Origin of the sequence: Desulfovibrio sp. JY (genome assembly GCA_021730285.1) — a bacterium.
Classification (GTDB): domain Bacteria; phylum Desulfobacterota; class Desulfovibrionia; order Desulfovibrionales; family Desulfovibrionaceae; genus Solidesulfovibrio.
Map to the genome: position 1 here is coordinate 3927204 of CP082962.1, position 26405 is coordinate 3953608.

The following is a 26405-nucleotide window of genomic DNA, read 5'->3' on the forward strand; positions in this document are numbered from 1 at the left end:
CGCGGGGTTGTCTTCCGGGTACACGCCGCGCCCCGAAACGACAAGCCGCCCCCCGTTTTCCGCCTGCCCGACGAAAGATGCCGCCGGACCTTCCCTTTCCGCAGGGCATTGGCTAGCATGCGCCAACGTCACTTCCCTGCCCGGAGTTACCGCATGTCCCGCATCCGACCCGCATTTGTCCTGCTGCTTGTCCTGGCCCTGACCGCCTGCGCGCCCAAGCCCCAAACCCGGCACGACGCCGCCAAAGCCAAGTCCACGGCCAAATCCGCCGCGAAGGCGCCCTCCTCCCAGCCGCCCCACCGGGTTGTCCTTGGCGAGCCGTTGCCGCCCGATGCGCCCGTTGCCCCGGCTCCGGCAGAGCAGTCGCCCTTTCAGCAGCCCCTTGCCCCCCCGGCGTCCGCTGCGCCGGCTCCTGTTGCCCAGGCGCCCGCGGAACAGATTCCGGCCCCGCCGGCGCCTTTGGCGCAGCCACCGGTCCAGGCGGACCCCGCCGCCGCGCCCCAGGGCGTTCCCATGTTCGGCGAGGCGTCCGCCCAGGTTCCCGGCACGGCAGCGCCCACGGGATTTGGCGGACTAGCCTGGGGAGCCTCGGCCAAATCGACTCCGGGACTGGCCACCTACGAGGTGGACAAGGGAGCCGATGTGGTTACCTGCATCTGGCCCCAGGGTCCCAAGGACATCGCCGGCGCGCCCATCCGCGACGCTTTCTATGAATTTTTCAAAGACCGTTTCTACCATGTGTGGATCGATTTCGACGGCATGGGCACCTACAAAAAGGCGCTGGCTGGCCTGACCAAGGAGTTCGGCCCACCGACGGAAGAAAAGCCCGACCAATACTACCATTCCTGGAGCATCGGCGACGTCAACATCTACTGCGTTTTCCATCCCGCCGAAAACGCGGGCGACGTGAGCTTTTTCTACCAGCCGCTCTACGAACCCATGATGGCGGCGAAAAAAGCGGCCGCTGCCCAAAAAGCCCCGAGGAGCCGCAAGAAATGACCGCGCGCGAAGCCTACGACCGCCTGGTCGCCCATGGCCGGGCCAGCGCCGACATCGGCGCGGCGCTAAGCCTTTTGTCCTGGGACCAGCAGGTGATGCTGCCCGCCGCCGCCCATGCCGGCCGGGCCGCCCAGATCGGGGAGCTGACCGCCATCCTGCACCGCCGGGCCACGGACCCGGCCATCGGCGACTGGCTTGCGGCCTGCGAGAAATCGGAACTGACGGCCGTGCCGGCAAGTCCCGAGGCGGCCAACATCCGCGAATGGCGGCGGGATTACGACCTGGCCGTGAAAATCCCCCAGGACCTGGCCGTGGCCTTGGCCCGGGCGGCCAGCACCGGGCAGCGGGCCTGGGAGCTCGCCAGAAAAGACAACGATTTCCAAGCGTTCGCCCCACAGCTTAAAGAGCTACTTGAGCTTTCGAAACGGAAAGCGGAAGCCCTGGGCTATGCCGGCGAACCCTACGACGCCCTACTCGACGGCTTCGAGCCGGGGGAAACGACCGCCACCATAACGCCGATCCTGGTTGAGCTGCGCGACGCGATCCGCGCCATCATGGACGCGGTGGCCGGCGCGCCGGTCCCAGCTCCCCTGCCCGGCGGGCCGTACCCGCTCGCGGATCAGGAAGCCTTTTTGGCCGAGGTGACCCGGCGCATCGGCCTGCCGCCCGAGGCCTCGCGCCTGGACGTGTCGGCTCACCCCTTCTCGACCCAGATCGGCCCAGGCGATGTCCGCATTACCGTGCGCTACGACGCGGACGATTGCACCAAGGCGCTTTTCGGGGCCGTGCACGAGACCGGACATTCACTCTACAGCCTCGGCCATGACACCGGCGACGCCCGCCATGGCACCCCCATGGGCGAATACGTTTCGCTGGGCGTGCATGAATCCCAGTCCCGGCTCTGGGAAAACCAGGTGGCCCGGTCGTTGCCCTTCTGGGAACATTTCCTGCCGCTGGCCGGGAGGCATTTCCCGCAACTCACCGGAGTTGCGCCCGAAGCCGTGTTCAAGGCCGTCGGGGCGATCGCGCCGGGGCTTATCCGGGTGGACGCCGACGAGACGACCTACAACCTGCACATCGTGCTGCGTTTCGAGCTGGAGCTGGCCCTGGTGCGCGGCGATCTGGCCGTGGCCGACCTGCCCGGAGCCTGGAACGCGAAATCCGAGGAGATCCTCGGCATCGTGCCGCCGGACGACGCCTCCGGCTGCCTGCAGGACGTGCACTGGGCCACTGGAGCCTTCGGCTACTTCCCCACCTACAGCCTGGGCAACCTTTACGCCGCCTGTCTGTTCGAAGCGGCGGGCAAGGCCATCCCCGACCTGCCGCAACGCATGGCGGCCGGGGATTTCGGGGCGCTGCTCGCCTGGCTGCGCACGAACATCCACGAAAAGGGCCGCCTGCTCCGTCCGCGCGACCTGATCACTGCGGCAACGGGCCAAGCCCCGACAGCGGGACCGCTGATCCGGCACCTGCGAGCCAAGGCGGCGGCCATTTACGGCGTGTGAACGCCTTTGGGCGCGAAGAAGGGATTGCGGGCCTTTTCCCGGCCCACGGTGGTCGACGGGCCATGGCCCGGGAAAATTTCCGTCGCGTCGGGGAGATTCAGGAGCCTGTCCCGGATGGAGGCCAGAAGCAGCGGACCGTCGCCGTAAGCCGCATCGGTGCGGCCCACGCTGCCGGCAAAAAGCGTGTCCCCGGTGAAGGCGATCAGGGAGCGCGGGAAAAAATAGGCCAGATGCCCCGGCGTATGCCCGGGCACGGGCAGGACCAGGCAAGGCTCGTCCAGAAAGACATGGCGTCCTGGGGGGATATCCTCGAAGGTGAAGGAGGGGCTCACCAGCCGCCCGCCCGGCGAGGCGATGCCGTCCCCGGCCAGAAAGGCGTCGGCGCAAGAGGCGTACACCGGCGCGCCCGTCTCCCGGACAAGTTTGGCCACGCCGAGTACATGGTCGTGATGCAGATGCGTGAGCAGCACGGCGGTAAGCGTGAGCCCACGCTTGCCGATCTCCCCCAGCACCAGCCCCGGCCGGCCGCCGCAGTCGACGACCACGGCCCGGCCGTCCTCCTTCCAAAGCAGGTAGGCGTTGACCTCGAGCGGGTCCATGCGAAAGGTCCGTATCAACATGCGGTTGCGGAAATTCCGTCCTCCCGGCAGTCTCGCTTGCAAGCCCCTTGCCGAACGGGCTTAAAGGCCTCCAGGAGCCAGACATGATCCTTTTTCGCGGCAACTGCCAGATGCAGTTTTGCGCCGAGGCGGCAACAGCTGCCGGGCTGCCGGCGAGCTTCGACTCCCTGGCCTCGCCCGTGACCCTGGCCCGGTCGCCGGGGTTCGTGCCGCCGCTTCTGGCGGAGATGATCGCCGCCGCCGGAGTGGGGGAATACCTGCACACCAGGGCGCTTGCCGCCCAGTTCCTGCCCCCGGCGGCCGAGCCTCGTCCCGAGGCCCTGGTGGTCAACCTCTTTCACGAAAATACCCCTCTTTTTCTGCACAATAGCGACGGGCACGCCTTCTACATCGATCCCCGGTCCCTGGATGCCGCGCCGGCTTTCGGCCGCTTCATCCGCCGCCACTACCGCACCATCGCGCCCAATCCCGCAACCTATTGCGACCGGCTGGCGAGCATGCTGCTGGCCTGGCGGGAAGCCCTGCCCGAAGCGCCGCTTATCGTGTGCGGCCGGATGTCACACTTTCCGGGCCTTGGCCCCGCGCCCCACTCCTATTTGCAAGGCTGGGGCGCGGCCTGCTTTGGCGCGGGCCGGGAATTCGCGGCCTGGGCGGCCAGCCTCCCGGGCGTCCATTTTCTCGATGCCGACCGGATCATGGCCGGGGTGATGGCCCGAAGCGGCACGCCTGTGGAGGCGCATTTCCCGTTTCTGCGCATCCAAACGGCCGAGGCCGGGAGGCTGGCCATAAGCCGGGACCTGGAGCATGCCGGCGGGCTGTGGCCGGCGATTGTCGCCAAAGTAAAAGCGTTGCTGGAGACGGGTCAGGTGACCTACACCCCGGCCGAGGTTGTGCCCGGAAGCTGGGAGCGGCCCTTTGCGCCCGAGCGCCTGGACGATGGGGCCATGCTCCCCCTGCTCATCAGCGGCTCCAACTACAAGGCGGCCCGGGCGGTGGGCCAGTTTTTCTTCCGGCCGGAAACCGACTTCACCGGGCTTCTGGTCACGGCGGCCCCGTACATGCCGGTATGCCACAACCTGCTGTCCATGGTGCGGGCCTACGGCCGATGGCGCAAGAACCCGGCCCTGGCCGGCTGGTGCGAGGCCCATGCCCGCACGGCCGCGACGTTCACGGCCAACGGCGAGGCCTACCGCCGGGAGTACCTGGGAAAAATCGCGGAACTTGCCCGGATGCTTCTTGCCCCCGGGAGTGTTTAAGATTATCAAACGCCTCGTTTGAGAATTTCAAACCGGTCTTGGAGGCGGTCCGAAACGGTTCGCCCCATCCTGCGCGGGCGTTTATCGCCCTGATTCAAAACCCAAGTTTTGTCGGCCTGTTATCGCAGCGCCCGCCTTCCACGCGGGGTTTGTGGCATGGTTCGTGCTGCCTGTGGAAAACATTTGGGGAAGGGCTTTCACTCGCAGGAGTTGTATGATTTTTTTAAACGGGGAGGCGTCAATGCGGCGCGTTATGTTCTTGCTCATCGTCTTGTGCCTGATCGGGCCGAAAACGGCATTTCCAGCCAATCATTCCGGCAAGCTGGCGGTCAAGGCCGCCCTGGTCGCCGATTACGGCACGGGCAAAATTCTCTACAGCCAGGACCCCGATCGGCGCATCGCGCCCGCTTCCGTGACCAAGGTCATGACCATGTACCTGGTCTTCGACATGGTGGCCGCCGGCCAGGCCAGCTTCAACGACCGGGTCAAGGTCAGCCGCCACGCCGACGCCACGGGCGGTTCCACCATGAACCTGCGGGCCGGTGAAACCGTCACCCTCGACGAGCTCATGCGCGGCATGGCCGTGGCTTCCGGCAACGACGCCGCCGTGGCCGTGGCCGAACATTTCGGCGGCGTGTCCGCCTGGGTCAAGCGAATGAACGCCAAGGCCCGGCAACTCGGCATGAGCAGCACCACCTTCAAGACTCCCAACGGACTGCCCGCCCCCGGCCAGCTGACCACCGCCCATGACCTCATGAAGCTGGCCGTAAGCTACCTGCACCACTATCCCCAGGCCCTGCGCTACCACTCCACGACGACCATCAACCACTGCGGCGCGGTCCATGCCAACACCAACCACCTGCTCGGCGTGTGCGAAGGCATGGACGGCATCAAGACCGGTTATGTCGGAGCCAGCGGCTTCAACATCATCGCCACGGCCAAACGCGGCAACACCCGCATCATCGCCGTGGTCCTCGGCGGCCGTACCAGCCAGGTGCGCAACCGCGAAACCGAACGCGTCCTCGACGCCTCCTTCGACGGCTCGGTGAACAGCATGCTGGCCAAGGCCGACGTCGTCCCGGCCAAATCCTCGATCAAGCACTCCAGGTCGCACCGTCACGGCAAGAAAATCCGCGTGGCCGACGTCGAGCGGCACGGAAAAATCAGCGCCAAACGCGGCGCGTCGGCGCACATCGACGGCCACAAGGCCAGCGTCAAATCCAGCCGCCACAAGGCCGCCAAGGTGCAAAAGGCCTCCCCCAAAAAGACGAGCCACACCGCCTCCCGGTCCAAGACCAAGCACAAGAAACAGACTGGCGCTTCGAGCCGGAAGTAACCCCCGCTTCCCGCCTGCCGCGGCCGTTCTCCTCGCCCCCAGAATCGCGCGGACCGTTTCCCACACGCCCTCCCCGGACGGGAAACGGTCCGCCACGGCTGGCTTCTTCTCCCCGCAGTCCCGTGTTCCCAAGTCTCCGGGATCGTGCCGCCGGCCGGCAGCCTTCCCGCCGTCTTGCCACCGCTTCGGCCCGGTGCCATGGTGCTCCCCATCCCCTTTGCCGGAGGCCTCCCATGCGTTCCATCCACGTGTTCCTGCTCGCCTGCTGCCTGGTCTTCGCCCTTGGCGTGGCCACAGCCCGGGCCGAGGGTTCCGCCGCCGTCTTCGACGCCCTGTGGTCCCCGCAGGCCCTGGCCGCCCAGCCGGGAGAGCGCACATCGGGCCGGCTCGGTCCGCCCGACCGCTCACCGCCCGAGGCCACCACGTTTCCGGCGCTCCCGGCGCTGCCCGAGGCCCTGGCCGGCTCCATCCGCCGGGTGAACACCCATGGCGAGAAGCTCGTCGCCCTGACCTTCGACCTGTGCGAGCTGGCCGACCAGAAATCCGGCTATGACGGCGCGGTGCTGGACGCCCTTCGCGCCGCCGGGGCGAAGGCCACCTTTTTCGCCGGTGGCAAATGGATGCGCTCCCACCCGACGCGGGCCATGCAGCTTATGACCGATCCGCTCTTCGAGATCGGCAGCCACACCTGGACCCACGGCAATTTCGGCCAACTCGACACGGCCGAAATGCGCCGGCAAATCGCCTGGACCCAGGCCGAATACACCCTGTTGCGGGAAAAAATCGCCCATATGGCCCGGGAAAAGGGCGTCGCCGCAGCGGCAATCGCCACGATTCCGGCCGTGCCGACGCTGCTGCGCTTTCCCTACGGCCGCTGCCGGCCCGAGGCCTTGTCCCTGGTCGCGTCCATGGGCCTTGCCGCCATCCAGTGGAGCCTGACCACCGGCGACCCGGACCCGCACTCCACGCCGGAGCGCATCATCAAGATCGTGCTCGACCGGGTGCGTCCCGGCGACATCATTATCGGCCACGCCAACGGCAATGGCCACGGCACCGGGGAGGCCCTGCCGCGTCTTTTGGAGGAACTGCGCAAACGCGGCTACCGGTTCGTCACGGTCAGCGAACTGCTTGCTTCCGGACAGCCGCTTATCGCCTCGGATTGCTACGACTTCCATCCCGGCGACACGGCGCAATACGACCGCATCTTCGGCGACGGCACCACCCATCCCCGCCATAAAAAAGGGCCGCGACCACAGCCGCGACCCGAAAAGCCCGGTCAGTAAGGACCCATAAGCCTATTTCTTGGGCTCTTCCTTGTCCTTATCGGCCGTTTCCCGCCGGTAGTGGGTGATGGAAGCGACCTTGGACTCCTTGGTCCCTTCGACGTAGGTGATGATCATGGTATTTTTGCCGGTCAGCTTGCCGATATAGATGCCGTCGTCGTCGGCCATGGACAACTTCGAAGCGCCATCGATGACGCCGACCACGATTTCCTTGGCCCGGGCCGAAGCCTTGGTGCCGTAAAAGGCCCGGCCATCCTGCTTGTCGATGGTGAGCGTCCAGTCGACATGCAGAAACTGCGGCGTGTGCACGGCATCGGCATGGCCGAGCTTGCCCATGGCCACGCTGTCGGACGTGCCTTTCCACACGCCGGTGATGTCGGGCGCGGCGTTTTCCTTTTTCTCCTTGTGCTCCTTGGCCAGGGCCGGAAGGGCGGTGCAGATTAAGCCGAGCACGAGCAGAATCACCAGGATGCGGACACGGGACATGGGGACCTCCGGGGCTAAGGTGTGGCCGGCACTTGGCGCGAAGCCGGCTGTTACGATAAGAGGATGGGCAACCGCCGCATACGTCTTGCCCTTCTATTTTTAAGCAAAAGGATTGCCCATGACAACAGAGACCGCCCCGATCCTCGTGGCCAGGGGGAAAAAGGACGCCGCGCTTTCACTGTCCATGGCCAACCGGCACGGGCTGGTGGCCGGAGCCACCGGCACGGGCAAGACCGTCAGCCTGCGGGTCCTGGCCGAAGCGTTTTCCGAACGCGGCGTGCCGGTCTTTCTGGCCGACGTCAAAGGCGATTTGTCAGGCCTGGCCGTGCCGGGCGGCGACAACCCCAAAATAACGGCCCGGGCCAAGAAACTCGGCCTCACCGACCCGCCGGCCGGCTATCCGGTTGTTTTTTGGGACGTGTTCGGCCAGACCGGCCATCCGCTTCGGACCACGATTTCGGAAATGGGGCCGCTGCTGCTCTCGCGGCTGCTCGGGCTAAACGATACCCAATCAGGGGTCATGGAGATCATCTTCCGCGTGGCCGACGATTCGGGGCTTCTGCTGCTCGACCTCAAGGACCTGCGGAGCATGGCGACATACGTAGCCGAAAACGCGGCCGAACTGCGCACCCGCTACGGCAACGTGTCCACGGCCAGCGTCGGGGCCATCCAACGGGCCCTGCTCGCCCTGGAGGGGCAAGGCGGCGACACGTTTTTCGGCGAGCCGGCCCTGGACCTCGATGACCTGCTCCAGACCGACGCCTCGGGCCGGGGTGTGGTCAATATCTTAAATGCCCAGCGCCTGCTCGGCGCGCCCAAGGTCTACGCCACCATGCTCCTGTGGCTGCTCTCGGAGCTTTTCGAGCGCCTGCCCGAGGTTGGCGACCCGGTAAAGCCCAAGCTGGTCTTTTTCTTCGACGAGGCCCACCTGCTCTTCGACGACGCGCCCAAGGCCCTGGTGGAAAAAATCGAGCTGACCGTGCGGCTCATCCGCTCCAAGGGCGTCGGGGTCTACTTCGTCACCCAGTCGCCCCTGGACCTGCCGGACACGGTGCTGGCCCAGCTCGGCAACCGGGTGCAGCACGCCCTTCGGGCCTTCACCCCGCGCGAAAAAAAGGCCGTCAACGCGGCGGCCGACACCTTTCGCCAAAATCCCGCCTTCGACGCGGCCCAGGCCATCACCGAACTCGGCGTGGGCGAGGCCCTGGTGTCCTTTCTCGATGAAAAGGGGCAGCCGGAAATGGTGGAACGGGCGCTTATCGTGCCGCCGCGCAGCCGCCTTACTCCCCTTGCCGACGCGGAACGCCAGGAAATCGTGCGGGGCTCGACGCTCTACGGACATTACGAACAGCTGGTGGACCGGGAATCCGCCTTCGAAATGCTCCAGGCCAGGGCGCAGCGCCGCGAGGAAGAAACCAAGCCCTCCCGGCCCCAGGCCTCGCCGGTGGAAAAACTCATCGGCTCCATGGCCCAAAGCGCCGTGCGCTCCATCGGCAGCCAGATCGGCCGCCAAATCGCCCGAGGCATCCTCGGCGCGTTATTTGGGGGGAAGAGGTAGAAGGAGGAGGAGGAGGAAGAGGGAATATGCGAGAGGGGAAACCCTTTTGCAAAGGGTTCTCCCCTCTCGCGCTCTCCCTTTCCTAAACCTTTTTACGATGTGGGGCATCGTACGAAGGATCGCCCCTTTTCGGGAAGGAGCTGTGGGAAAGGGGTTATGCCATTAGTAGTAACGCCACGTGCCGGGTTCTTCCCGGAAGTTCGTGTCGAGGGCTTCGCTGATGCCCACCCGTATTTCGACGTCGCTTTCGGCCATGGTCACGTTCTTGGCCGGATCTAAACCGACGTCCAGGCAGACATCCTCCCAGTGCTTGCGCACCTGACCGGCGGCCCGCCGAATATCCTCTTCCTGGCCGGACCGCTTGAGCCAGCGTGCCACCCAGATCCACATACAGGGCCTCCTGGTTCAAGAGTCAACAGGTTATACCAACCTGCCTCCCCTATAAATAACCACTCGTTCCCGTATGTAACCCCACCCCCACTAAAGGGGGACCGGGGGGGATTATCCCCCCCGGCAGGGATGTCCAGAAGGGGCAGCGCCCCTTCTGGCAGGGTCCAGGGGCAGCGCCCCTGGCATCATACCGCTACAACCACTCCAAACCGATGACGTGGACGGCCAGCGGGCCATGGACGCCGCGCACGTAGACGAATTCGATGTCCCCGGTGCTGGAGACGCCGGAGACGCAGTTGACGGCGCTCGGCATGGGGCCTTTGGCCAGCCCCTCGAACACGGCCGGCAGGTCGGGCACGAGCTTTGAGGCCGGGAGCAGCGCCACGTGCAGGCGCGGCACCAAGGGCGTTGCCCGCTCCCGGCCCTTGCCGGCGGCGAGGATCAGGCTCCCCGTGGCGCACACGGCATAGGCGACGCTGGTAATGCCCATATCCACGGCGGCGAGCGACGGACAGACGCGCTCCGGCAGGTCTTCGGGAGCCAGCACGGCCACGCCGGCACCGGCCAGGGTGGCGGCCGCATCCACGGCGTCGAGGTCGGGGTGGTCCCAGCGCACGGCGGTTTTAACCCCGTTTTTGGCGACCACGGCGGCCAGGGCGGCCTTGGCCGCATCCGGCGTTCTGGCCAGCTCGAAGGTCGGGCCAAGGGCGGTCAGGGCGGCGGCGAAGGTTTCGAAATCGACGGCATCCAGACACTGGCGGCGCAGCGAGAGGGGACGCCTGGCGCGCGGCAAGCCCTTGGGCTGGCCGGCCCGCAGCCGGGAAAGGATGGCGGTTCTGGTTTGCGTTTCGTTCATGACCGACCTCCCTTGGCCTGCGCCCGGGACAGGCGTTTGGCCATCGCCTTGAAGCGCCTGGAAAAAGGCTTTGACAGGCCCGGGAATTTCCGGCCGCGCAAAAACTTGCCCACCGGCCCGTCCGGGGCCATGGCCGCGACGCGGTCGAGCCTGGGGTCGACGGTCCGGGCCCAGGCCGCCGCCGCGCCGAAAAGCAGGGGATGGCGGGCCAGGGCGGCATAGCTTTTGGTTGCCGTGTCGGTGCCTTGCTCGGCCTGTCGGCGGCGCAACTCCTGGAGCAGCACCGGATGGTCGATGCCGGCCGGGCAGGCCTCGGCGCAGGCCCCGCAGTGGGTGCAGGCAAAGGGCTGGCGCGCATCGCCCGCCGCGTCCTTGAGCACCGAGGACAGGATCGAGCCCATGGGACCGGGGTAGACCGAGCCGTAGGCATGGCCGCCCACGCTCTGGTAGACCGGGCAGACGTTGAGGCAGGCCCCGCAACGGATGCACTTGAGGATCGGGCGCAGGATCGGATCGGCCAGCAGTTCGGAGCGGCCGTTGTCCAGGATGACCAGGTGCATTTCCCTGGGCCCGTCGCGTTCGCCGTCGCGGCGCGCGCCGGTGAAAAGGGACAAGTGCACGGGCAGGGTCTGGCCGGTCGCGGACGGGGGCAGGATGTCGAGCACGGCGGCCGCCTCGGCCAGGGAGCCGACGACTTTTTCCAGGGTCATCAGCGCCACGTGGATGGGCGGACAGGAGCCGGTGAGCCGGATATTGCCCTCGTTTTCCAGCACCATCACCGTGCCGGTTTCGGCCACAACGATATTGGCCCCGGTGATGCCGGCGTCGGCGGCCAGGAACTTGGCCCGCAGGCTGTCGCGGGCGATGCGCGTCATCTCCGGGATGTCGGTGCTGGTGCGGCCGAATTTTTCGGCGAAAAGCGCCGAGACCTGCTCCTTGGACACGTGCAGGGCCGGGGCCAGGATGTGGGAAGGTTTCTGGCCCATAAGCTGGATGATGTACTCGCCGAGGTCGGTCTCCACGGCCTCGATGCCGGCCGCGGCCAGGGCCTCGTTGAGCCCGATCTCCTCGCTGACCATGGACTTGCTCTTGACAGCCAGACGCACGCCGCGCGCGGTCAAAAGGTCGGTAATAAGGCGCGACGCCTGGGACGCGTCCTCGGCGAAATGGACGATGCCGCCGGCGGCGGTGACGCTCGCTTCCAGGGTCTCGAGCAGGTCGGGCAGGCGGTCGAGCGTCGCCTGGCGCACGGCCACGGCCCGGGCCCGGCGATCGGTGAAATCGGGCATGGCGTCAACCGAACGCTGCCGCAGGGCGTGGATTTGCAAAATGGCCTTGTCCAAAATGGCCCGGCTTTCGCCGTCGGCCAGAGCGGCGGCCGAAGCCTTGCCGAAATTGTGTCGGCACGCGCTCATAACTCCCCTCCCGCCAGCACTTCGGCCAGATGCAGCGCCTTGACCGGGACTGCGCGCTTGGCCAGGGCGGAGCTGATATTGAGCAGACAGCTCGGTTCGGCCGTGATGACCGCCTCGGCTCCGGTGGCGATGATGTCGTCGATCTTTTTGGCCAGGATGGCCTGACTCACTTCCGGGTAGTCCACGCTGAACGCCCCGCCGAAGCCGCAGCAGCGCTCGGGATGGGCAAGCGGCAAAAGCGTGAGCCCCTCCACGGCGGCAAGGAGCATTTCGGTGGCGTCCCCGACGCCAAGCGCCCGGGTGGTCTGGCAGGAGGCGTGCAGGGTCGCCCGTGCGACGTAGCGCGAACCGAGGTCCGGGCACCCGAGCTTGTCCACCAGAAACTCACCGAGTTCGAAGGTCCTGGCTGCCACGCGCGCCGCGCGGTCGCGCCAGGGATCACCCGCTTCGAAAAGCGTGGGGTACTTGCGCACCATGGCCGTGCACGAGGCCGACGGGCTGACGATGACCGGGGCGTCCTCGAAAATTTCCACAAACCGCCTGGCCAGGGGCCGGGTCAAATCCGGACGGCCCCGTTTGTAGGCGAACTGGCCGCAGCAGGTCTGGCCGGCGGGGAGTTCAGGCGCCACCCCGGCCCGGGAAAGGACCATGGCCGTGGCCTCACCCACCCGGGGCAGCACATGCTCGACCAGGCAGGGAATGAAGAGAAAGGCTTTCACAAAAATCCTCCTTGGGGGGCCGCCAAATTACGCCGGTTGCGATACGGGTCAAGAGCGGCGGGGAGGCGTGCTTTACACTGGCCGGCACGGCGGCTATCATTTGGCCATTTCGCAAAAGGAAGTTCAATGACAGCACCCGACACCGCCACCTTGACGTACGACGGCAAAAGCGTCTCCCTGCCCGTGATAAATGGCGACCACGTGGAAAAAGCGCTGGACGTGCGCAAGCTGCGTGCCCAGACGGGCTGGATCACCCTGGACCCCGGCTACGCCAACACGGCCGTGTGCAAAAGCGCCATCACCCACATCGACGGGGAAAAAGGCGTGGTGCTCTACCGCGGGTACGACCTCGAGGAACTGACCCGGAAGTCCACGTTCGTGGAAACCGCCATGCTGGTCATGTTCGGCGAACTGCCGACCAGTGCGGAACGCGAGGCGTTTCGCATCATGTTGCGCGACCAGGAGTTGTTGCACGAGGATCTGCTCAGCCACCTGGACGGCTTTCCGCCAAACGGCCACCCCATGGCCATTTTGTCCGCCATGATCAACGCCATGGGCAGCTATTATCCGGAGCTTTACGACATCAGCTCCCAGGACGACTTTCGCCTGGCCGCGGCCAAGATCATGAGCAAGGTGCGCACGATAGCCGCCTTCAGCTTCCGCAAATCCCAGGGGATGCCGCTCAACTATCCCAATCCGAACCTGGATTACTGTCGCAACTTCCTGCACATGATGTTTTCCGTGCCGTTTTGGGTCTACGAAGCCCCGGACCCCATCGTGCGGGCCTTAAGCATCTTCATGATGTGCCACGCCGACCAGGCCCTCGACACCTCCTGCGCCACGGTGCGCATGGTGGGATCGAGCCAGGCCAACCTGTTCGCCTCGGTCTCCGCCGGCATCTGCGCCCTGTGGGGCCGCCACCACGGCGGCGCCAGCTCGGCCGCCATCCGCATGTTCGAGGACGTGGTGGCCGGACGCACCACGGTTTCCCGCATCTTCGAAGCGGCCAAGTCCCGCTACGGCCGGCTCATGGGCTTCGGCCAGCGGGTCTTTCACGTCGAGGACCCCCGGGCCCGCATCATCAAGGCGACTTACGAAAAACTCATCGCCACCGGCTACGCCAAGCGCGACGCCTTCCACGACATTGCCCAGGAAATAGAGGAACGGGCCAGCGGGGACGAATACTTCGCCTCGCGCCACCTGCTCCCCAACACCAATTTCTATTCGAGCCTGCTGCTTCGAGCCCTCAACTTTCCGCCCAACATGTACCCGGTCATCACGGCCATAGGGAACATGCCGGGCTGGATCGCCCACTGGAAGGAAGAAACCCATTCGCCCGACCAGCGCATCCAACGGCCGCGCCAGATTTACACCGGCCGCAAACGCCACTCCTATACCTCCATGGAGAAACGGTAGACACGAGAAGGCCGCGAGAGGGGGACCCCGGGAAACGGATTCTCCCTCTCGCGCGCTCGCGCCTGCCGAAACTTTTGCTTTTGAAAACGCCGCTGACCTTTCCGAACGGTTCCCGACAGGATTCTTCCATGCCCCGTATGCTCCGACTGTGCATCGTCTTCGTGGTGGTTTGGCTCGGCCTGGCCCTGCCCCGCATCCCGACCGATCCTTTTGTCCCAAGCGCCCTGGCGGCCCCGGCCAACGGAGCCAAGCAGCCGGCCGACAAACCCGACAAGGACGACGCCGAGGACGCTTCGCCCAAGGATTGGCAGGTGCTGCTGTCCATCCACCAGGACGCCCTGGTCCAGCAGGCGGTGCGGTTCAAATCCCTCGAGGGACTTTTACCGAAAAACGTGCGTCACTTCAGGACCGCCCTGTCCGATCTGCAAAGCAAGCTCGACGCGCTGAACCTCATCATCTCCATTTCCGGCGGCAACCCCTGGGAAATGCGGGCCGTGCTCAGCGACATGAGCCGTTTGCGCCAAAACGCCCAGGCCCTCATCGACCCCTTTGCCAACAGCCGTGACGAGATCGACAAGATCGCCGACCGCCTCGATTCCCTCAAGGAAGAGTTCAGCAAACATCTTGCCGACGGCCAGGATCAGGCCCTGACCGACGCCATCACCTATTACCTCAACTACATCAAAGGGGTGCGGGCAAGTCTGGCCAAGGTTCGCTCGGCCCTGGAAAAACAGCTCGGTCCGGCCAAGGATTTTCTCGATGGGCTGGCGCAAAACGAGAAGACCCTCAAAGCCAGACTCCCCAAGGCCTGGCAGCAATATTACTTCACGCCCGTGGGCGAGGTCTCGTCCCTGGCCGCTTGGTCCGACACCTTTGCCAGCATCCAACTGTGGCTGCGCTCCAACATGTCCATGATCCAGTCCCTGATCGGGGGCGCGGATTCCGCGCGCACCCTGGCCGCTCTGGTCCGTATCGCCATCGGCTTTTTCATCCTGGGGCTGGCCGACTTCATGGCCGCCTTGCGACTGCGCCGCCGCTACCCGGATTTCAAGGAGCTCAAACAGACGCGCCGCATCTGGCTGCTGGTCGGCCTGGGCTGGCTTTTCAGCTGGGTGGCCGGGGACGCGCCCATGCTGCTCCACGAATTTCTCAATGCCCTGGCCGAGATATTCCTGGCCGCCGCGTTGGTCGCCTTTGCCGAAATGCTCGCCCGGCTCACCTCGCCGACGGGCAAGGCCAAACCGGCCGTGCATCTGCGCCGGCTGTGGCTGCTTTTCTCCCTGGGCCTGCTGCTCCAGATCGGCGCCTTGCCGGACGTGCTCATGACCGTGGTGTGGATGGTTCTGCTGCTGGTCTTTTTCACGATCGCGCGCAAAAAGCCCGCCGCCCGCACCGGGCCTTCGCGCCTGGCCGGCGGCTTCACCCCGGCCCTGTACATCCTGCTGTGCCTCATGACCGCCATAGGCTGGCAGCACCTGGCGGTTCTGGCCTTGGCCGGGTGGTTCCTCTTTTTGGCCGCCATCGAAACCGGCGCGGGATTGTCGCGGCTGGTAGCCAAGTGGCAGGACAAGGCCGCCCGCGAAGGCGCGCCCATCGTCACCCGGGCCGTGGTGTCCGGCCTCGGGTTCCCGCTGATTTTCCTGTCCCTGTTCTTCCTCGTCCTCTACTGGTTCTCCACGGAACTCGGCGGTCAGGAAGTCTTTGCCGCCACCGTGTCCTTTGCCGTCAAAATCGGCGACCTCCACCTGACCGTCGGCGGGCTGGCGCTGGTCCTCACCGGCTTTTTCGTGACCCGCTCCACGGTCTACGTGGTCAAGTCCTTCATCCACGACCTGCCGCGGCTCCAACCCGGGGTCGACCCGGGCGTGCGCGACGTGCTCGACACCACCTCCACCTATCTGCTGTGGGGGTTTTACGCCATGCTCTCCCTGTTCCTGCTCGGCTTTTCCTTCACCAGCCTGGCGGTGGTCGCCGGCGGCCTTTCCGTCGGCATCGGCTTCGGCCTGCAAAACATCGTCAACAACTTCATCGCCGGCCTGATCCTGCTCTTCGGGCGCTCCATCCAGGCCGGGGACATCATCCAGATCGATACGACCTGGGGCAAGGTCAGCAAGGTCAATATCCGCAACACCGTGGTCAAGACCTTCCAGAACGCCACGCTGTTCGTGCCCAATTCCGACCTCATCTCCGGCAAGCTCATCAACTGGACCCACCGCGACGCCACCATGCGCCGGGACATCACCGTGGGCGTGGCTTACGGCTCCGATACGGGAAAGGTCCGCGACATCCTGCTCGATGTGGCGCGGGCCCATCCCCATGTGCTGCAAAACCCCAGCCCCAGCGTGCAGTTTTCGTCCTTCGGCGACAGTTCGCTCAATTTCCTGCTCATGGTCTGGGTCGACAACGTCGCCTACGGCATGGATACCGAGTCGGACATCCGCTTCAGCATCGACCGGCGTTTCCGTGAAGGCGCCATCGAAATCCCCTTTCCCCAGTGCGACGTGCGCATCATCCGGGAACCGGCCCCTCTTCCCGACAAAACGCCGCCCGGGGACGCCTGACGGCGCCGAAGCGCCTTTTTTCACGGGACAGCCGCCGCAGGCTTTGCTATCCTGCCCAGTGGGAGAAGAATATGAAACGCCGCGTCATTGCCTGTTGCTGCCTGCTTGCCACCGTGTTGCCCCTTGGCGCCGGCTGCGACAAGAAGGCCACGCCGCCCGCCATGCCGCAGCTTGCCAATCCGCAGCCCGGCCCCGGCGCCAGCCCCCAGGAAGTGGAACGCTACCAGTTGGAAGAGGAAAAACGCACCCTGGTGGATAACTACGGAGACAACATCGACCGCATCCAGCAGATCAACGCGCGCCTGATTCAGCTCAACATGGAAATCCACAACCAGGCCCACCAGTAGGCGCGGCATCGGATCACCCCACGCCCCGGGCGGCGCGGGCAAGCAAGGATCTCTTTCATGTTCGGACGCACCCGCAAAAAAATGCCCCGCCAGGAGGCCATTTCCGCCTTTCTTGGCGCGGGCACCCAATACCATGGCCAGTTCAACTTCCAGGGCGTCGTGCGCATCGACGGCGGCGTCATCGGCGACATCATCTCCGACGGCACGCTGGTGCTCGGCGAACAAGGCTATGTCGAAGGCCGCATCCAGGTGGCCGAACTGGTCTCGAGCGGCCACATCGTCGGCGACGTGGAGGCCGCCAGTCGCGCCACCCTCTTTAACCGCTCGAGTCTGTGCGGCAACCTGCTGGCTCCGGCCGTGATCATCGAGGAAGGCGCGACCATCAACGGGTTCGTGCGCATGGACGCCCCTGAAAACGCCGCCCTTGACGAGGGCGAAGCCCCACCGCAGGCACTGACCGCGGGGAACGAGGCCCCGTAAGCCGCAACCAGGACGGTCGCAACCGGCCAGGAAACGCCCGGTCGGAATTTCCCGCAGGCAATAATACCGTGGCGGATTTGGCAGGACACCCTAAAAACCACTGGAAACGAGGGTTGCCAAAACAGGCGTCGCCGTTTACACGGCGGTCACGCCGCCAAGCGTCCCCGCACTTAAGGAGTCGACCCCGCATGGGCCAATTTTTTCCGGATAGCGACCAGTTCCCCCTGGTGGATCAGATAAAAAATCTCGGTGATGACGAACTGCTCGATTTTTGGGAGGAGACCCAATATCTTGAGCGCATGCTCGTGGAAGAGGAAAACCCCGAAGCCGAAAACTCCATGGAATACGAACGGGTGATCCTCCAGGAACTCATGCTGCGCTCCTGCCGCCGCACCCTCGAAGGGAATCGGTAAGCCTCTCCCCTCCCCCCGCATCCTGACGCCCCGCCGGACGCCTTCCCAACGCCTCTCGGAGAAAGACACGACCCGCGCCCTGGCTGGTGCGTTGCCTGCCCCGCCGCCGTGCCGAAGCGCCCGTACGCCACGCCAGCCATTTCACTTGCCCGGCCCCGTCCGGGCATCACGCTATTTTCGCCACAGGCCGGGTGACTCCCTTCCCTTGGGCCGAACAATAAAAAAGGGCGGTTTCCCGCCCTTTTTTAAGACCTGTCGGTCGATCGATCGTTAGATCTTCGGCGCCGGACGGCCGATGCAGAAGTACACCATGCCGAGGTCGGCCAGAAGCTGCGGCGAGTACAGGTTGCGGCCGTCAAAAACCAGCGGCACCTTCAGCATCTTCTTGATGCGGCCGAAATCCGGATTGCGGAACTGGTTCCACTCCGTGACCACGGCCAGGCAGTCGGCCCCTTCCAGGGCGGCGTACTGCTCGTCGACCACGGTCAGCAGGTTGTTCCCCTTGAAATGCTCGCGGGTATTCGGGCCGGCGACCGGGTCGAAGGCAACGACCTTCATGCCCTTGGCCGTGACGTCCTTGATGAGCTCGAAGGCCGAGGCCTCGCGCACGTCGTCGGTGTTGGCCTTGAACGCCAGGCCCCACAACGCCAGGGTCTTGCCCTTGAGCCCGCCCTGGGGCTCGAAGTAGGACTCAATCTTCTTGGTCAGGGTATGCTTCTGGCGCTTGTTGACCTCGTCGACGGAAGCCAGCAGCTGGGGCTCGAACTTGTACTGGCGGGCGGTGTCGATCAGCGCTTTGACGTCCTTGGGGAAACAGGAACCGCCGTAGCCCATGCCCGGGTAGATGAACTGGTAGCCGATGCGGTGGTCCGAACCGATGCCCATGCGCACTTCGCGCACATCGGCCCCGACCTGCTCGCAGATATTGGCCACTTCGTTGATGAAGGAAATCTTGGTGGCCAGCATGCAGTTGGCGGCGTACTTGGTCATCTCGGCCGAACGCACGTTCATGACGATGACTTTTTCGCGGCTGCGGGCATAGGGGGCGTACAGGGCCTTCAACAGTTCGCCCGTACGCACGTTGTCCGTGCCCACGACCACCCGGTCGGGCTTGAAAAAGTCGTTGATGGCGTCGCCTTCCTTGAGGAATTCGGGGTTGGAGACCACGTCGAACTCGATGGCCTCACCACGCTTTTTGAGTTCCTCGCCGATGAACTTGCGCACTTCGTCGGCCGTGCCGACCGGGACCGTGGATTTGTCCACCACGATCTTGTAGTCGGTCATGCTGGCGCCGATATCCCGGGCCACCTGGTAGACATAGGACAGATCACACGAGCCGTCCTCGCGGGGGGGCGTGCCCACGGTGATGAACACGAACAGGGCATTCTCCATGCCCTCGGAGACTTTGGTGGTGAAACGCAGGCGGCCCTCGGCCACATTGCGCTTGACCAACTCGTCAAGACCGGGCTCATAGATGTGAATTTTGCCCTGGCGCAGGTTTTCGACAATGGTGGGGTTGATGTCCACGCAGCAGACGTCGTTGCCCATTTCGGCGAAACAGGCGGCGCTCACCAAGCCGACGTAACCGGTGCCTACAATACAAAGATTCATACCTGTATACTCGTTGTTAGGGTTTTTCCCCGGCGACGGGAAAGGGCCGCCGAGGATGGGGCGTCTTGTGCCGGCTCGCGGCCAGACCCCGTTTTCGAAGAAAGTGGTTCGCACTTACGGATTGGTCGGACGTTTGTCAACAATCCCACGCCAGCCATGGCCGGTTGCCTCGCAAATGTAAAAGGCTTACCGTCCAAGCAACAGTAAAAAAGGAGTCTGTCATGCCTCTGCTCGCGGTCAATGTCGACCATGTGGCCACCGTGCGTCAGGCGCGCCTGGGCCAGAGCCCCGATCCCGTCGCCGCAGCCGCCATGGCCGAACTCGCCGGCGCGAGAGCCATCATCGTCCACTTGCGCGAGGACCGCCGCCATATCCAGGATCGGGACGTGCGCCTGCTGCGCCAGACCATAAAGACCCGCCTGCACCTGGAGATGGCCGCAACCGACGAGATGCGCGGCATCGCCCTTGAGCTCAAGCCCGACATGGTCTGCCTGGTGCCGGAAAAGCGCCGGGAACTGACCACCGAGGGCGGTCTCGGCGTGGCCGGCCGGAAAAAGGAACTGGCCGCCTTCGTGGCCGAACTGGCCGACGCCGGCATCCCCACCAGCCTTTTCATCGATCCCGACCCGCACCAGATCGAGGCGTCCATCGCCGTGGGCGCGGCCTATGTCGAACTGCACACCGGGGCCTACTCCGACGCCGCGACGCGGGAAACCCGGCAAGCCGAACTCGACCGGCTGCTGGCCGCCATTCCCCTGGCCCGCCGGGCCGGACTCGGCGTCAATCTCGGGCACGGCCTCGACTACGACAATATATATGCCTTTAAAGACACAAGCGGCATCAGCGAATATTCCATCGGCCACAGCATCATCGCCCGGGCCATCATGACCGGCATCACCGAGGCCGTCTCCACCATGGCGGCCATCGTCGCCGGTTTTCCCGACTGACGGAGCACGGCCGTGATCCTCGGCCTCGGCATCGACCTGGTGGAGCTGGCCCGCATCGAATCTGCGCTCGACCGGTTCGGCGAGCGGTTCCTGGCCCGCATCCTCACCCCGGCCGAACAGGCCGCCCTGCCGCCGCGTCCCGTGGCCAGGGCGGCCGGACTGTTCGCAGCCAAGGAAGCGGCCGTCAAGGCGCTCGGCACCGGCTTTTCCCAGGGAATCGGCTTTCAACACCTGCAAATCCTCCCCGATGCCCTGGGACGCCCGACCCTGACCCTGGCCGGCCCCGCCTTGGCCCGCGCCCAAACACTCGGTGCGACCATCTGGCACGTCAGCATCACCCACGAACGCGCCACCGCCGCCGCTGTCGTGGTAATGGAGGGAGAGCCTCCGGCGGCCAGGGGAGGCTCTCCCTCCCCTGGACCCCACCGCCGGGGGGCCATGGGCCCCCCGGTCCCCCCTTCCCGCCGGTAGGAGCTTTCCTTGGCGGCAGCCGCCAAGGAAAGCTCCTACCGGAAAAAAGGAAACCGAGAGCACCTTCCATACGAAACCTTTGAAAGTTTTTTGGAGGGGGGTCCGGGGGGAACCTTTTTTTTAAAAAAGGTTCCCCCCGGCCGCCGGAGGCACACCACAATGCCAATACTCGATGAACGCTATTTTGATCCATTGCCGACGCCGCAGGAGATTGCCGGTTGGGATGCCGCCAGCGTTGCCGAGTGCGGCATGTCGTTTCTGGCGCTGATGGAAAACGCCAGCCGCGAGGCCATGCATGCGCTGGTCGGTGAAGTCGGGGATGTGTGCGGCAAGACGGTGCTCTTGTTGGCCGGCCCGGGCAACAACGGCGGCGACGCCGTGGCCCTGGCGCGCCATCTGGACGGCCTGGGAGCGCGGGTGACCATCGCCCTGGCCCGACCGCGCGGGCGCTACAAAGGTGCGGCCGGGTTCAATGCCCGGCTTGCGGCCAGGCTCGGCCTGCCCATGATCCCCCTGGCCAAGGCCGATCTTTCGGGTGGGAACGGGCCGGACATCGTTGTCGACGGCCTGCTCGGCACCGGTTTTTCTGGAGAACTCCGGCAGGAAATGCGCAAGGTGGTGGAGGCGGTCAACCGGCTGGCCGGCCGGTCGTACATCTTCGCCCTGGACATTCCGTCCGGGCTTTCCGGGGCGACCGGAGCGGCCTCGCCCGTGGCCGTGACCGCCGACGCCACGGTGACCTTCGAGGCGGCCAAAACCGGGCTGGTCGTACCCCAGGCCGCGCCCTACGTGGGCAAACTCTTGGTGCGCCAGATCGGCATTCCCCGCCGCGTCAGGAACGACCACCCGTGCCGGTCCTGGCGCATGACGCCACGGCTCGCAAGCGCCCTGCCGGCGCCTGATCCGCTGCTGCACAAGGGCTCGGCCGGCCGGGTGGTCGTTGTCGGCGGCAGCCGGGGGCTGACCGGCGCGCCGCTTTTGGCCGGACTCGGCGCGCTTCGGGCCGGGGCGGGGCTGGTCAGCGTAGCCTGTCCGGGCGCGGTGGAAATCGCGCTCAAGGCCGGGCATCCCGACGTCATGACCCTGCCCGTGGGCGCGGGCGACCATTTCGGCCCAGCCGATGCCGGGACGATACGCGATTTCGTCGCCACGGCCGGCGCGGTAGCCCTGGGGCCGGGCCTTGGCCGCCATCCGGACACCGGGGGCTTTCTGCGCGAACTTTTGCCGCTGCCCTGCCGGCTGATCCTCGACGCCGACGCCCTGTTTTTTCTGGCCAACGATCCGGAACTGAAGGGGAAAATCGGGCCGGACACCATCATCACGCCCCATCCCGGCGAGGCGGCCAGACTGCTCGGCTCGGACATCGCCGCCGCCCTGGCCGACCGGCTGGAAGCCGCCCGCGCCCTGGCCGCGACCTATGGCTGCGTGGCCGTGCTCAAGGGGCCGGCGACTATCGTGGCCGCGCCGGACGGCCGGGCGGCCGTAAGCCCGGTGGTCGCACCGAATCTGGCCGTGGGCGGTTCGGGCGACGTGCTTTCAGGGCTTGCCGGGGCTGTCGCCTGTACGCCGCTTTCCCCCTTGCTTGCCGCCTGCCTTGCGGTGTATTGGCATGGCCTTGCCGGCGCGCGCCTTGCCGCCTTGTACCCCAGACGGGGCAATCTGGCCTCGGAAATTGCCGATATGCTGCCCCGAGCCCTCATGGAGTGACCATGCTCAAAGCCAAGGACGTGATGACCACCACTGTCGTCACCATTACCGAAGACACGGAAATAAGCGCTGCGGCCAAGCTTCTCTTCGACAAGGGATTCAATGGCATGCCGGTCCTCAATGCCAACGGCAAGCTGACCGGCATTCTCTGCCAGTCCGACCTTGTCGCCCAGCAGAAAAAACTGTCGCTGCCCTCGGTCTTTTCGCTCCTCGACGGCTTCATTCCGCTGGGGTCCATGAAGGACCTCGACCGGGAAGTGGAAAAGATGTCGGCCCTGACCGCCGTCCACGCCATGTCCCGTAATCCGGCCACCGTTTCGCCGGACACCGACATCGACGAGGTGGCGTCGCTTATGACCGACAAGGGCTACCACACCATTCCGGTGACGGATGGGCAGGGCAAGGTGGTCGGCATTATCGGCATGAGCGATGTTCTCGGCACGCTGGTGGACAAGAAATAGTCCCGGCGATGGACGCTGGTTCCCGGCAGCTGCTCCTGTCCCTGCCCGATACGGAGGCGACCCTGTCCCTGGGCCGTAAACTGGCCGTTATCGCCTCCGATCCGGCGACACGGACGGCTTTGCTCTTGCGCGGCGGACTCGGTTCGGGCAAAACCACGCTCGTCCGGGGAATGGTGACCGCCCTTCCGGGCGGCGACGCGGCGGAAGTGGCCAGTCCGAGCTTCAACATCGTCAACGTCTACCCCACGAACCCCGAGACGTTCCACGTGGACCTGTACCGGATTGCCGGCGGCGATCCCTGCGTGGAGGAGCATCTGGAGGCAGCCGCGGACCAGGATGCCCTGGTGGTCGTGGAGTGGGCCGAATATCTCGCCCGGGCGGCCCTTCCCGCCGACCGCCTGGAAATCGACTGGCTCCCGGCCCAAGCTGGACGGCGATGCCGGATCACGGCCGCCGGAGAGCGCGGCCGGGCGGCCTTGATCGCCTTGGCCCGGTCCTTGGCCATGTAACGGCGCGACGCCGGGACGGGAGCAGTGAGACGCTCCCGGGACCTTGGAGGCAACCATGCGGATTATCGTACAAAAATACGGCGGAACGTCGGTCAAGGGCCTGGAGCGCATGCGCCTGGTCCTGGCCCGGATACAAAAGGCCCACGCCCTTGGCTACAAGCTGGTGGTGGCCCTTTCGGCCATGTCCGGCGAGACCAACAAGCTGCTGGCCCAGGCCAGGGAATTTTCCGCCGACCCCGATCCGGCCGAACTCGACGTGCTGGTCACCACCGGCGAGCAGGCCTCGGTCGCCCTTTTCACCATGCTGGCCAAGGACGCCGGACTTCGCGTCCGCTCGCTGCTGGGCCACCAGATCCCCATCACCACCAATTCGAACTTCACCCGGGCCCGGATCATGGAGATCGACGCCCCCCACCTGCGTTCCCTGCTCGAGGACTATGACGTGCTGGTGGTGGCGGGTTTCCAGGGCGTGGACTGCCACGGCCGCGTCACCACGCTCGGCCGGGGCGGCTCGGACACCACGGGCGTGGCCCTGGCCGCGGCGCTCGAGGCCGATGTCTGCGAGATCTACACCGACGTCAACGGCGTCTTCACCACCGACCCCAACCTGTGCTCGGCCGCCCGCAAGCTCGACCGCATCTCCTATGACGAGATGCTGGAATTCTCGAGCCAGGGGGCCAAGGTCCTGCAGATCCGCTCGGTGGAACTGGCCAAGAAATTCAATGTCCCGGTCCGGGTGCGCTCGACATTCACCGACGATCCCGGCACGCTGGTCACTTCGGAGGATACGGAAATGGAAGACGTCCTGGTTTCGGGCATCGCCTACGACAAGGACCAGTGCCGCATCACGGTGCGCAACGTCAAAGACACCCCCGGGGTTGCGGCCGCCATCTTCGCCCCCATCGCCGAGGCCGGCATCCTGGTGGACATGATCATCCAAAACACCGGGCGCGACGGCCACACGGACATGACCTTCACCATCTCCCGGGCCAACCTCGACAAGACCCTGTCCATCCTCGACCATCTGCGCCCCGAAATCAGCGCCGACGAGATCCAGCACGATATCCACGTGTGCAAGGTGTCGGTCATCGGCGTCGGCATGCGCAGCCATTCCGGGGTCGCCTCCACGATGTTCACCTTGCTCAAAAAGGAAAACATCAACATCCTCATGATCGCCACCTCGGAGATCAAGATCACCTGTCTGATCGAGGAAAAATACCTCGAGCTGGCCGTGCGCACCCTGCACGACGCCTTCGGGCTGGGCGAAGGCCCGGCCGTGGCCTGCGTCTAGACGACGCGGCCCGCTCATAACGCCTTGCGGCCGTTGTCCATGGCGACGGCCGCGAGGGCAATCCCCCGCCGGAATTCGCCGCATGGCCCTTGGGCCGAAGGCTCCGGCGGCAATCAGGAATATCCCATGCGACGCGTGCTTTGCTACGATACGACCCTGCGCGACGGCACCCAGGCCGAAGACATAAACCTCACCACCGAGGACAAGCTGCGCATCGCGCTCAAGCTCGACGATCTGGGCCTGTCCTATATCGAAGGCGGTTGGCCCGGATCCAACCCCACGGACAAGCGCTTTTTTCAGGAGATCCAGAATTACGACCTGAAATACGCCAGCATCGCGGCCTTCGGCAGCACCCACAACCACCGCGCCACGGCCGCGACCGACCCCAACCTCAAGGCGCTCGTCGATTCCGGCGCGCCGGTGGTCACCATTTTCGGCAAAAGCTGGGACATCCACGTCACCGAGGCGCTCGGCACCACCCTGCCCCGCAACCTGGAGCTGGTCAGCGATTCCCTGGCCTTCCTGCGCCAGCACTTCCGGGAAGTCTTTTTCGACGCCGAGCACTTTTTCGACGGCTACAAGGCCAATCCCGACTATGCCCTGACCGTGCTGCGCCGCGCCCAGGAAGCCGGCGCCGACGTGCTGGTCCTTTGCGACACCAACGGCGGCACCCTGCCCGTGGAATTTCGCGCCATCATGAGCGCCGTGACGGCCGCCCTGCCCGAAGCCCGCTTCGGGGTGCACGCCCACAACGACGCGGGGCTGGCCGTGGCCAATACCCTCGAAGCCGTGGAACTGGGCGCGGTGCAGGTCCAGGGCACGATCAACGGCTACGGCGAGCGCTGCGGCAACGCCAACCTGTGCACGATCATCCCGTCCCTGGCGCTCAAATGCGGCATCGAATGCCTGCCCGAGGGCAAGCTCGAGTTGCTGACGCCAACGGCCCACTTCGTCTCCGAGATGGTCAACCAGCAGCCGCCCTCCAACCAGCCCTACGTGGGCGACGGGGCCTTTGCCCACAAGGGCGGGGTGCATGTTTCGGCCGTGGTCAAAAACCCGCGCACCTACGAGCACGTCACGCCCGAAACCGTGGGCAACGCCCGGCGGGTACTGCTCTCGGACCTCTCGGGCCAGAGCAACATCCTCTACAAGGCCCGGGAATTCGGCTTCGAGCTGGATAAGAACGACCCCTTCGTGCTGGAACTCTTGACCACCATCAAGGAGCGCGAGGCGCTCGGCTACGAATACACGGCGGCCGAGGCCTCCTACGAGCTGCTTTTAAACCGCGTGCTCGGCCGGGCCCGCAGTTATTTTACCGTCACCCGTTACCGCGTGCTCGATGACAACGCCTATGAGAGCGTTGAGCCATTGACCGAGGCCACGGTGATGATCAAGGTCGGGGGCAAGGTCAAACACACAGCCTCCACCGGCCGGGGTCCCATAAACGCCCTGGACAAGGCCATCCGCAAGGCCCTGCGCGGTTTTTATCCGCGTCTGGCCGAAATGCGCCTGCTCGACTTCAAGGTCCGGGTACTGTCCGGGACCGTGGAGGACGCGGAGTGCGGCCGGGGCGGCTGCGGCACGGCATCCCACGTGCGGGTGCTGGTGGAATCGGGTGACGCGACAAAGCGGTGGGTGACGGTGGGTGTTTCCCACAACGTCATCGAGGCCAGCTTCCAGGCGATGGAAGACGGCATCAACTACAAGCTTTTCAGCGACGACAAAGAAAAACTCACCAAAGCCCTGAAGGGATAGCCCGCATCCCGCT

25 protein-coding genes are annotated in these 26405 nt (G+C 65.4%); 18 read left to right on the forward strand and 7 right to left on the reverse strand.

The features are described from left to right. Positions 1-153: 153 nt before the first annotated feature. Together K9F62_17610 and K9F62_17615 are read left to right on the forward strand one after the other, a co-directional pair. Positions 154-999, forward strand: a complete 846-nt coding sequence (locus K9F62_17610) for a hypothetical protein (protein UJX40495.1) — start codon at positions 154-156, stop codon at positions 997-999. Continuing rightward, positions 996-2504: a carboxypeptidase M32 gene (locus tag K9F62_17615; protein ID UJX40496.1), complete on the forward strand. Its 1509-nt coding sequence runs from the start codon at positions 996-998 to the stop codon at positions 2502-2504. The genes K9F62_17610 and K9F62_17615 overlap by 4 nt, the downstream gene beginning before the upstream one ends. Here the strand turns inward: K9F62_17615 and K9F62_17620 are convergent. Further along, a complete protein-coding gene (locus tag K9F62_17620) occupies positions 2492-3124 on the reverse strand; it encodes an MBL fold metallo-hydrolase (GenBank protein UJX40497.1) in 633 nt (210 codons plus the stop codon). The genes K9F62_17615 and K9F62_17620 overlap by 13 nt on opposite strands. 83 nt (positions 3125-3207) lie before the next feature. Between K9F62_17620 and K9F62_17625 the strand changes: the two genes are divergently transcribed. From K9F62_17625 to K9F62_17635, 3 genes are all read left to right on the forward strand, one after another. Next, positions 3208-4380: a hypothetical protein gene (locus K9F62_17625; protein UJX40498.1), complete on the forward strand. Its 1173-nt coding sequence runs from the start codon at positions 3208-3210 to the stop codon at positions 4378-4380. A 241-nt stretch (positions 4381-4621) separates the two neighbouring features. After that, positions 4622-5716 (forward strand): D-alanyl-D-alanine carboxypeptidase, encoded by a 1095-nt coding sequence (locus K9F62_17630; GenBank protein UJX40499.1) that lies wholly within the window; start codon positions 4622-4624, stop codon positions 5714-5716. Positions 5717-5949: 233 nt separating this feature from the next. Then, positions 5950-6999: a polysaccharide deacetylase family protein gene (locus tag K9F62_17635; protein ID UJX40500.1), complete on the forward strand. Its 1050-nt coding sequence runs from the start codon at positions 5950-5952 to the stop codon at positions 6997-6999. Positions 7000-7011: 12 nt separating this feature from the next. Here K9F62_17635 and K9F62_17640 read toward each other — a convergent pair whose 3' ends face one another. Then, positions 7012-7485, reverse strand: a complete 474-nt coding sequence (locus K9F62_17640; GenBank protein UJX40501.1) for a hypothetical protein — start codon at positions 7483-7485, stop codon at positions 7012-7014. Positions 7486-7603: 118 nt separating this feature from the next. On the opposite strand from K9F62_17640, the gene K9F62_17645 reads away from it, so the two are divergent. Continuing rightward, the gene (locus K9F62_17645; GenBank protein UJX40502.1) at positions 7604-9043 is read left to right on the forward strand and encodes a DUF853 domain-containing protein; all 1440 of its coding nucleotides are present in this window, start codon (positions 7604-7606) and stop codon (positions 9041-9043) included. Positions 9044-9205: 162 nt separating this feature from the next. Here the strand turns inward: K9F62_17645 and K9F62_17650 are convergent, their stop codons facing one another. The 4 genes from K9F62_17650 to K9F62_17665 form a co-directional block, all read right to left on the reverse strand. Then, the gene (locus tag K9F62_17650; GenBank protein UJX40503.1) at positions 9206-9433 is read right to left on the reverse strand and encodes a hypothetical protein; all 228 of its coding nucleotides are present in this window, start codon (positions 9431-9433) and stop codon (positions 9206-9208) included. A 193-nt stretch (positions 9434-9626) separates the two neighbouring features. Then, positions 9627-10289 carry a lactate utilization protein gene (locus tag K9F62_17655; protein UJX40504.1) on the reverse strand — a complete coding sequence of 221 codons (663 nt, stop codon included), beginning with the start codon at positions 10287-10289 and terminating at the stop codon, positions 9627-9629. Further along, a complete protein-coding gene (locus K9F62_17660) occupies positions 10286-11704 on the reverse strand; it encodes a lactate utilization protein (protein ID UJX40505.1) in 1419 nt (472 codons plus the stop codon). The genes K9F62_17655 and K9F62_17660 overlap by 4 nt, the downstream gene beginning before the upstream one ends. Further along, the gene (locus tag K9F62_17665) at positions 11701-12423 is read right to left on the reverse strand and encodes a (Fe-S)-binding protein (protein ID UJX40506.1); all 723 of its coding nucleotides are present in this window, start codon (positions 12421-12423) and stop codon (positions 11701-11703) included. The genes K9F62_17660 and K9F62_17665 overlap by 4 nt, the downstream gene beginning before the upstream one ends. Positions 12424-12549: 126 nt before the next feature. On the opposite strand from K9F62_17665, the gene gltA reads away from it, so the two are divergent. From gltA to K9F62_17690, 5 genes are all read left to right on the forward strand, one after another. Further along, positions 12550-13839, forward strand: coding sequence for a citrate (Si)-synthase (gltA, locus tag K9F62_17670; GenBank protein ID UJX40507.1), 1290 nt, complete (start codon positions 12550-12552; stop codon positions 13837-13839). Between the two features lie 128 nt (positions 13840-13967). Beyond that, positions 13968-16400 carry a mechanosensitive ion channel gene (locus K9F62_17675; GenBank protein UJX40508.1) on the forward strand — a complete coding sequence of 811 codons (2433 nt, stop codon included), beginning with the start codon at positions 13968-13970 and terminating at the stop codon, positions 16398-16400. Between the two features lie 71 nt (positions 16401-16471). Next, positions 16472-16747 carry a hypothetical protein gene (locus K9F62_17680; protein ID UJX40509.1) on the forward strand — a complete coding sequence of 92 codons (276 nt, stop codon included), beginning with the start codon at positions 16472-16474 and terminating at the stop codon, positions 16745-16747. Between the two features lie 57 nt (positions 16748-16804). Continuing rightward, a complete protein-coding gene (locus K9F62_17685; protein ID UJX40510.1) occupies positions 16805-17227 on the forward strand; it encodes a polymer-forming cytoskeletal protein in 423 nt (140 codons plus the stop codon). Between the two features lie 188 nt (positions 17228-17415). Beyond that, positions 17416-17640, forward strand: a complete 225-nt coding sequence (locus tag K9F62_17690; GenBank protein ID UJX40511.1) for a hypothetical protein — start codon at positions 17416-17418, stop codon at positions 17638-17640. Between the two features lie 270 nt (positions 17641-17910). Here the strand turns inward: K9F62_17690 and K9F62_17695 are convergent, their stop codons facing one another. Further along, positions 17911-19251 (reverse strand): UDP-glucose/GDP-mannose dehydrogenase family protein, encoded by a 1341-nt coding sequence (locus tag K9F62_17695; GenBank protein ID UJX40512.1) that lies wholly within the window; start codon positions 19249-19251, stop codon positions 17911-17913. A gap of 221 nt (positions 19252-19472) precedes the next feature. On the opposite strand from K9F62_17695, the gene K9F62_17700 reads away from it, so the two are divergent. From K9F62_17700 to cimA, 7 genes are all read left to right on the forward strand, one after another. Continuing rightward, positions 19473-20198, forward strand: a complete 726-nt coding sequence (locus tag K9F62_17700; GenBank protein ID UJX40513.1) for a pyridoxine 5'-phosphate synthase — start codon at positions 19473-19475, stop codon at positions 20196-20198. A gap of 12 nt (positions 20199-20210) precedes the next feature. Continuing rightward, a complete protein-coding gene (locus K9F62_17705) occupies positions 20211-20669 on the forward strand; it encodes a holo-[acyl-carrier-protein] synthase (protein ID UJX40514.1) in 459 nt (152 codons plus the stop codon). A 159-nt stretch (positions 20670-20828) separates the two neighbouring features. Beyond that, positions 20829-22376, forward strand: coding sequence for an NAD(P)H-hydrate dehydratase (locus K9F62_17710; GenBank protein ID UJX40515.1), 1548 nt, complete (start codon positions 20829-20831; stop codon positions 22374-22376). Positions 22377-22378: 2 nt separating this feature from the next. Beyond that, positions 22379-22837, forward strand: a complete 459-nt coding sequence (locus K9F62_17715) for a CBS domain-containing protein (GenBank protein UJX40516.1) — start codon at positions 22379-22381, stop codon at positions 22835-22837. A gap of 8 nt (positions 22838-22845) precedes the next feature. Next, positions 22846-23346: a tRNA (adenosine(37)-N6)-threonylcarbamoyltransferase complex ATPase subunit type 1 TsaE gene (tsaE, locus tag K9F62_17720; GenBank protein UJX40517.1), complete on the forward strand. Its 501-nt coding sequence runs from the start codon at positions 22846-22848 to the stop codon at positions 23344-23346. Positions 23347-23401: 55 nt separating this feature from the next. Next, the gene (locus tag K9F62_17725; GenBank protein ID UJX40518.1) at positions 23402-24637 is read left to right on the forward strand and encodes an aspartate kinase; all 1236 of its coding nucleotides are present in this window, start codon (positions 23402-23404) and stop codon (positions 24635-24637) included. Between the two features lie 126 nt (positions 24638-24763). Next, positions 24764-26392: a citramalate synthase gene (gene cimA, locus K9F62_17730; protein ID UJX40519.1), complete on the forward strand. Its 1629-nt coding sequence runs from the start codon at positions 24764-24766 to the stop codon at positions 26390-26392. The last annotated feature ends 13 nt before the right edge of the window (positions 26393-26405 follow it).

What these genes read in the sequence shown, in the direction of transcription:
- K9F62_17700 (UJX40513.1), top strand. Translation starts at nt 19,473, where the DNA reads ATGCCTCTGCTCGCGGTCAATGTCGACCATGTGGCCACCGTGCGTCAG.
- K9F62_17615 (UJX40496.1), top strand. Translation starts at nt 996, where the DNA reads ATGACCGCGCGCGAAGCCTACGACCGCCTGGTCGCCCATGGCCGGGCC.
- K9F62_17675 (UJX40508.1), top strand. Translation starts at nt 13,968, where the DNA reads ATGCCCCGTATGCTCCGACTGTGCATCGTCTTCGTGGTGGTTTGGCTC.
- K9F62_17630 (UJX40499.1), top strand. Translation starts at nt 4,622, where the DNA reads ATGCGGCGCGTTATGTTCTTGCTCATCGTCTTGTGCCTGATCGGGCCG.
- K9F62_17650 (UJX40503.1), bottom strand. Translation starts at nt 9,433, where the DNA reads ATGTGGATCTGGGTGGCACGCTGGCTCAAGCGGTCCGGCCAGGAAGAG.
- cimA (UJX40519.1), top strand. Translation starts at nt 24,764, where the DNA reads ATGCGACGCGTGCTTTGCTACGATACGACCCTGCGCGACGGCACCCAG.
- K9F62_17695 (UJX40512.1), bottom strand. Translation starts at nt 19,251, where the DNA reads ATGAATCTTTGTATTGTAGGCACCGGTTACGTCGGCTTGGTGAGCGCC.
- K9F62_17680 (UJX40509.1), top strand. Translation starts at nt 16,472, where the DNA reads ATGAAACGCCGCGTCATTGCCTGTTGCTGCCTGCTTGCCACCGTGTTG.
- K9F62_17610 (UJX40495.1), top strand. Translation starts at nt 154, where the DNA reads ATGTCCCGCATCCGACCCGCATTTGTCCTGCTGCTTGTCCTGGCCCTG.
- K9F62_17635 (UJX40500.1), top strand. Translation starts at nt 5,950, where the DNA reads ATGCGTTCCATCCACGTGTTCCTGCTCGCCTGCTGCCTGGTCTTCGCC.
- K9F62_17715 (UJX40516.1), top strand. Translation starts at nt 22,379, where the DNA reads ATGCTCAAAGCCAAGGACGTGATGACCACCACTGTCGTCACCATTACC.
- K9F62_17620 (UJX40497.1), bottom strand. Translation starts at nt 3,124, where the DNA reads ATGTTGATACGGACCTTTCGCATGGACCCGCTCGAGGTCAACGCCTAC.
- gltA (UJX40507.1), top strand. Translation starts at nt 12,550, where the DNA reads ATGACAGCACCCGACACCGCCACCTTGACGTACGACGGCAAAAGCGTC.
- K9F62_17710 (UJX40515.1), top strand. Translation starts at nt 20,829, where the DNA reads ATGCCAATACTCGATGAACGCTATTTTGATCCATTGCCGACGCCGCAG.
- K9F62_17625 (UJX40498.1), top strand. Translation starts at nt 3,208, where the DNA reads ATGATCCTTTTTCGCGGCAACTGCCAGATGCAGTTTTGCGCCGAGGCG.
- K9F62_17640 (UJX40501.1), bottom strand. Translation starts at nt 7,485, where the DNA reads ATGTCCCGTGTCCGCATCCTGGTGATTCTGCTCGTGCTCGGCTTAATC.
- K9F62_17645 (UJX40502.1), top strand. Translation starts at nt 7,604, where the DNA reads ATGACAACAGAGACCGCCCCGATCCTCGTGGCCAGGGGGAAAAAGGAC.
- K9F62_17660 (UJX40505.1), bottom strand. Translation starts at nt 11,704, where the DNA reads ATGAGCGCGTGCCGACACAATTTCGGCAAGGCTTCGGCCGCCGCTCTG.
- K9F62_17725 (UJX40518.1), top strand. Translation starts at nt 23,402, where the DNA reads ATGCGGATTATCGTACAAAAATACGGCGGAACGTCGGTCAAGGGCCTG.
- K9F62_17690 (UJX40511.1), top strand. Translation starts at nt 17,416, where the DNA reads ATGGGCCAATTTTTTCCGGATAGCGACCAGTTCCCCCTGGTGGATCAG.
- K9F62_17655 (UJX40504.1), bottom strand. Translation starts at nt 10,289, where the DNA reads ATGAACGAAACGCAAACCAGAACCGCCATCCTTTCCCGGCTGCGGGCC.
- tsaE (UJX40517.1), top strand. Translation starts at nt 22,846, where the DNA reads ATGGACGCTGGTTCCCGGCAGCTGCTCCTGTCCCTGCCCGATACGGAG.
- K9F62_17685 (UJX40510.1), top strand. Translation starts at nt 16,805, where the DNA reads ATGTTCGGACGCACCCGCAAAAAAATGCCCCGCCAGGAGGCCATTTCC.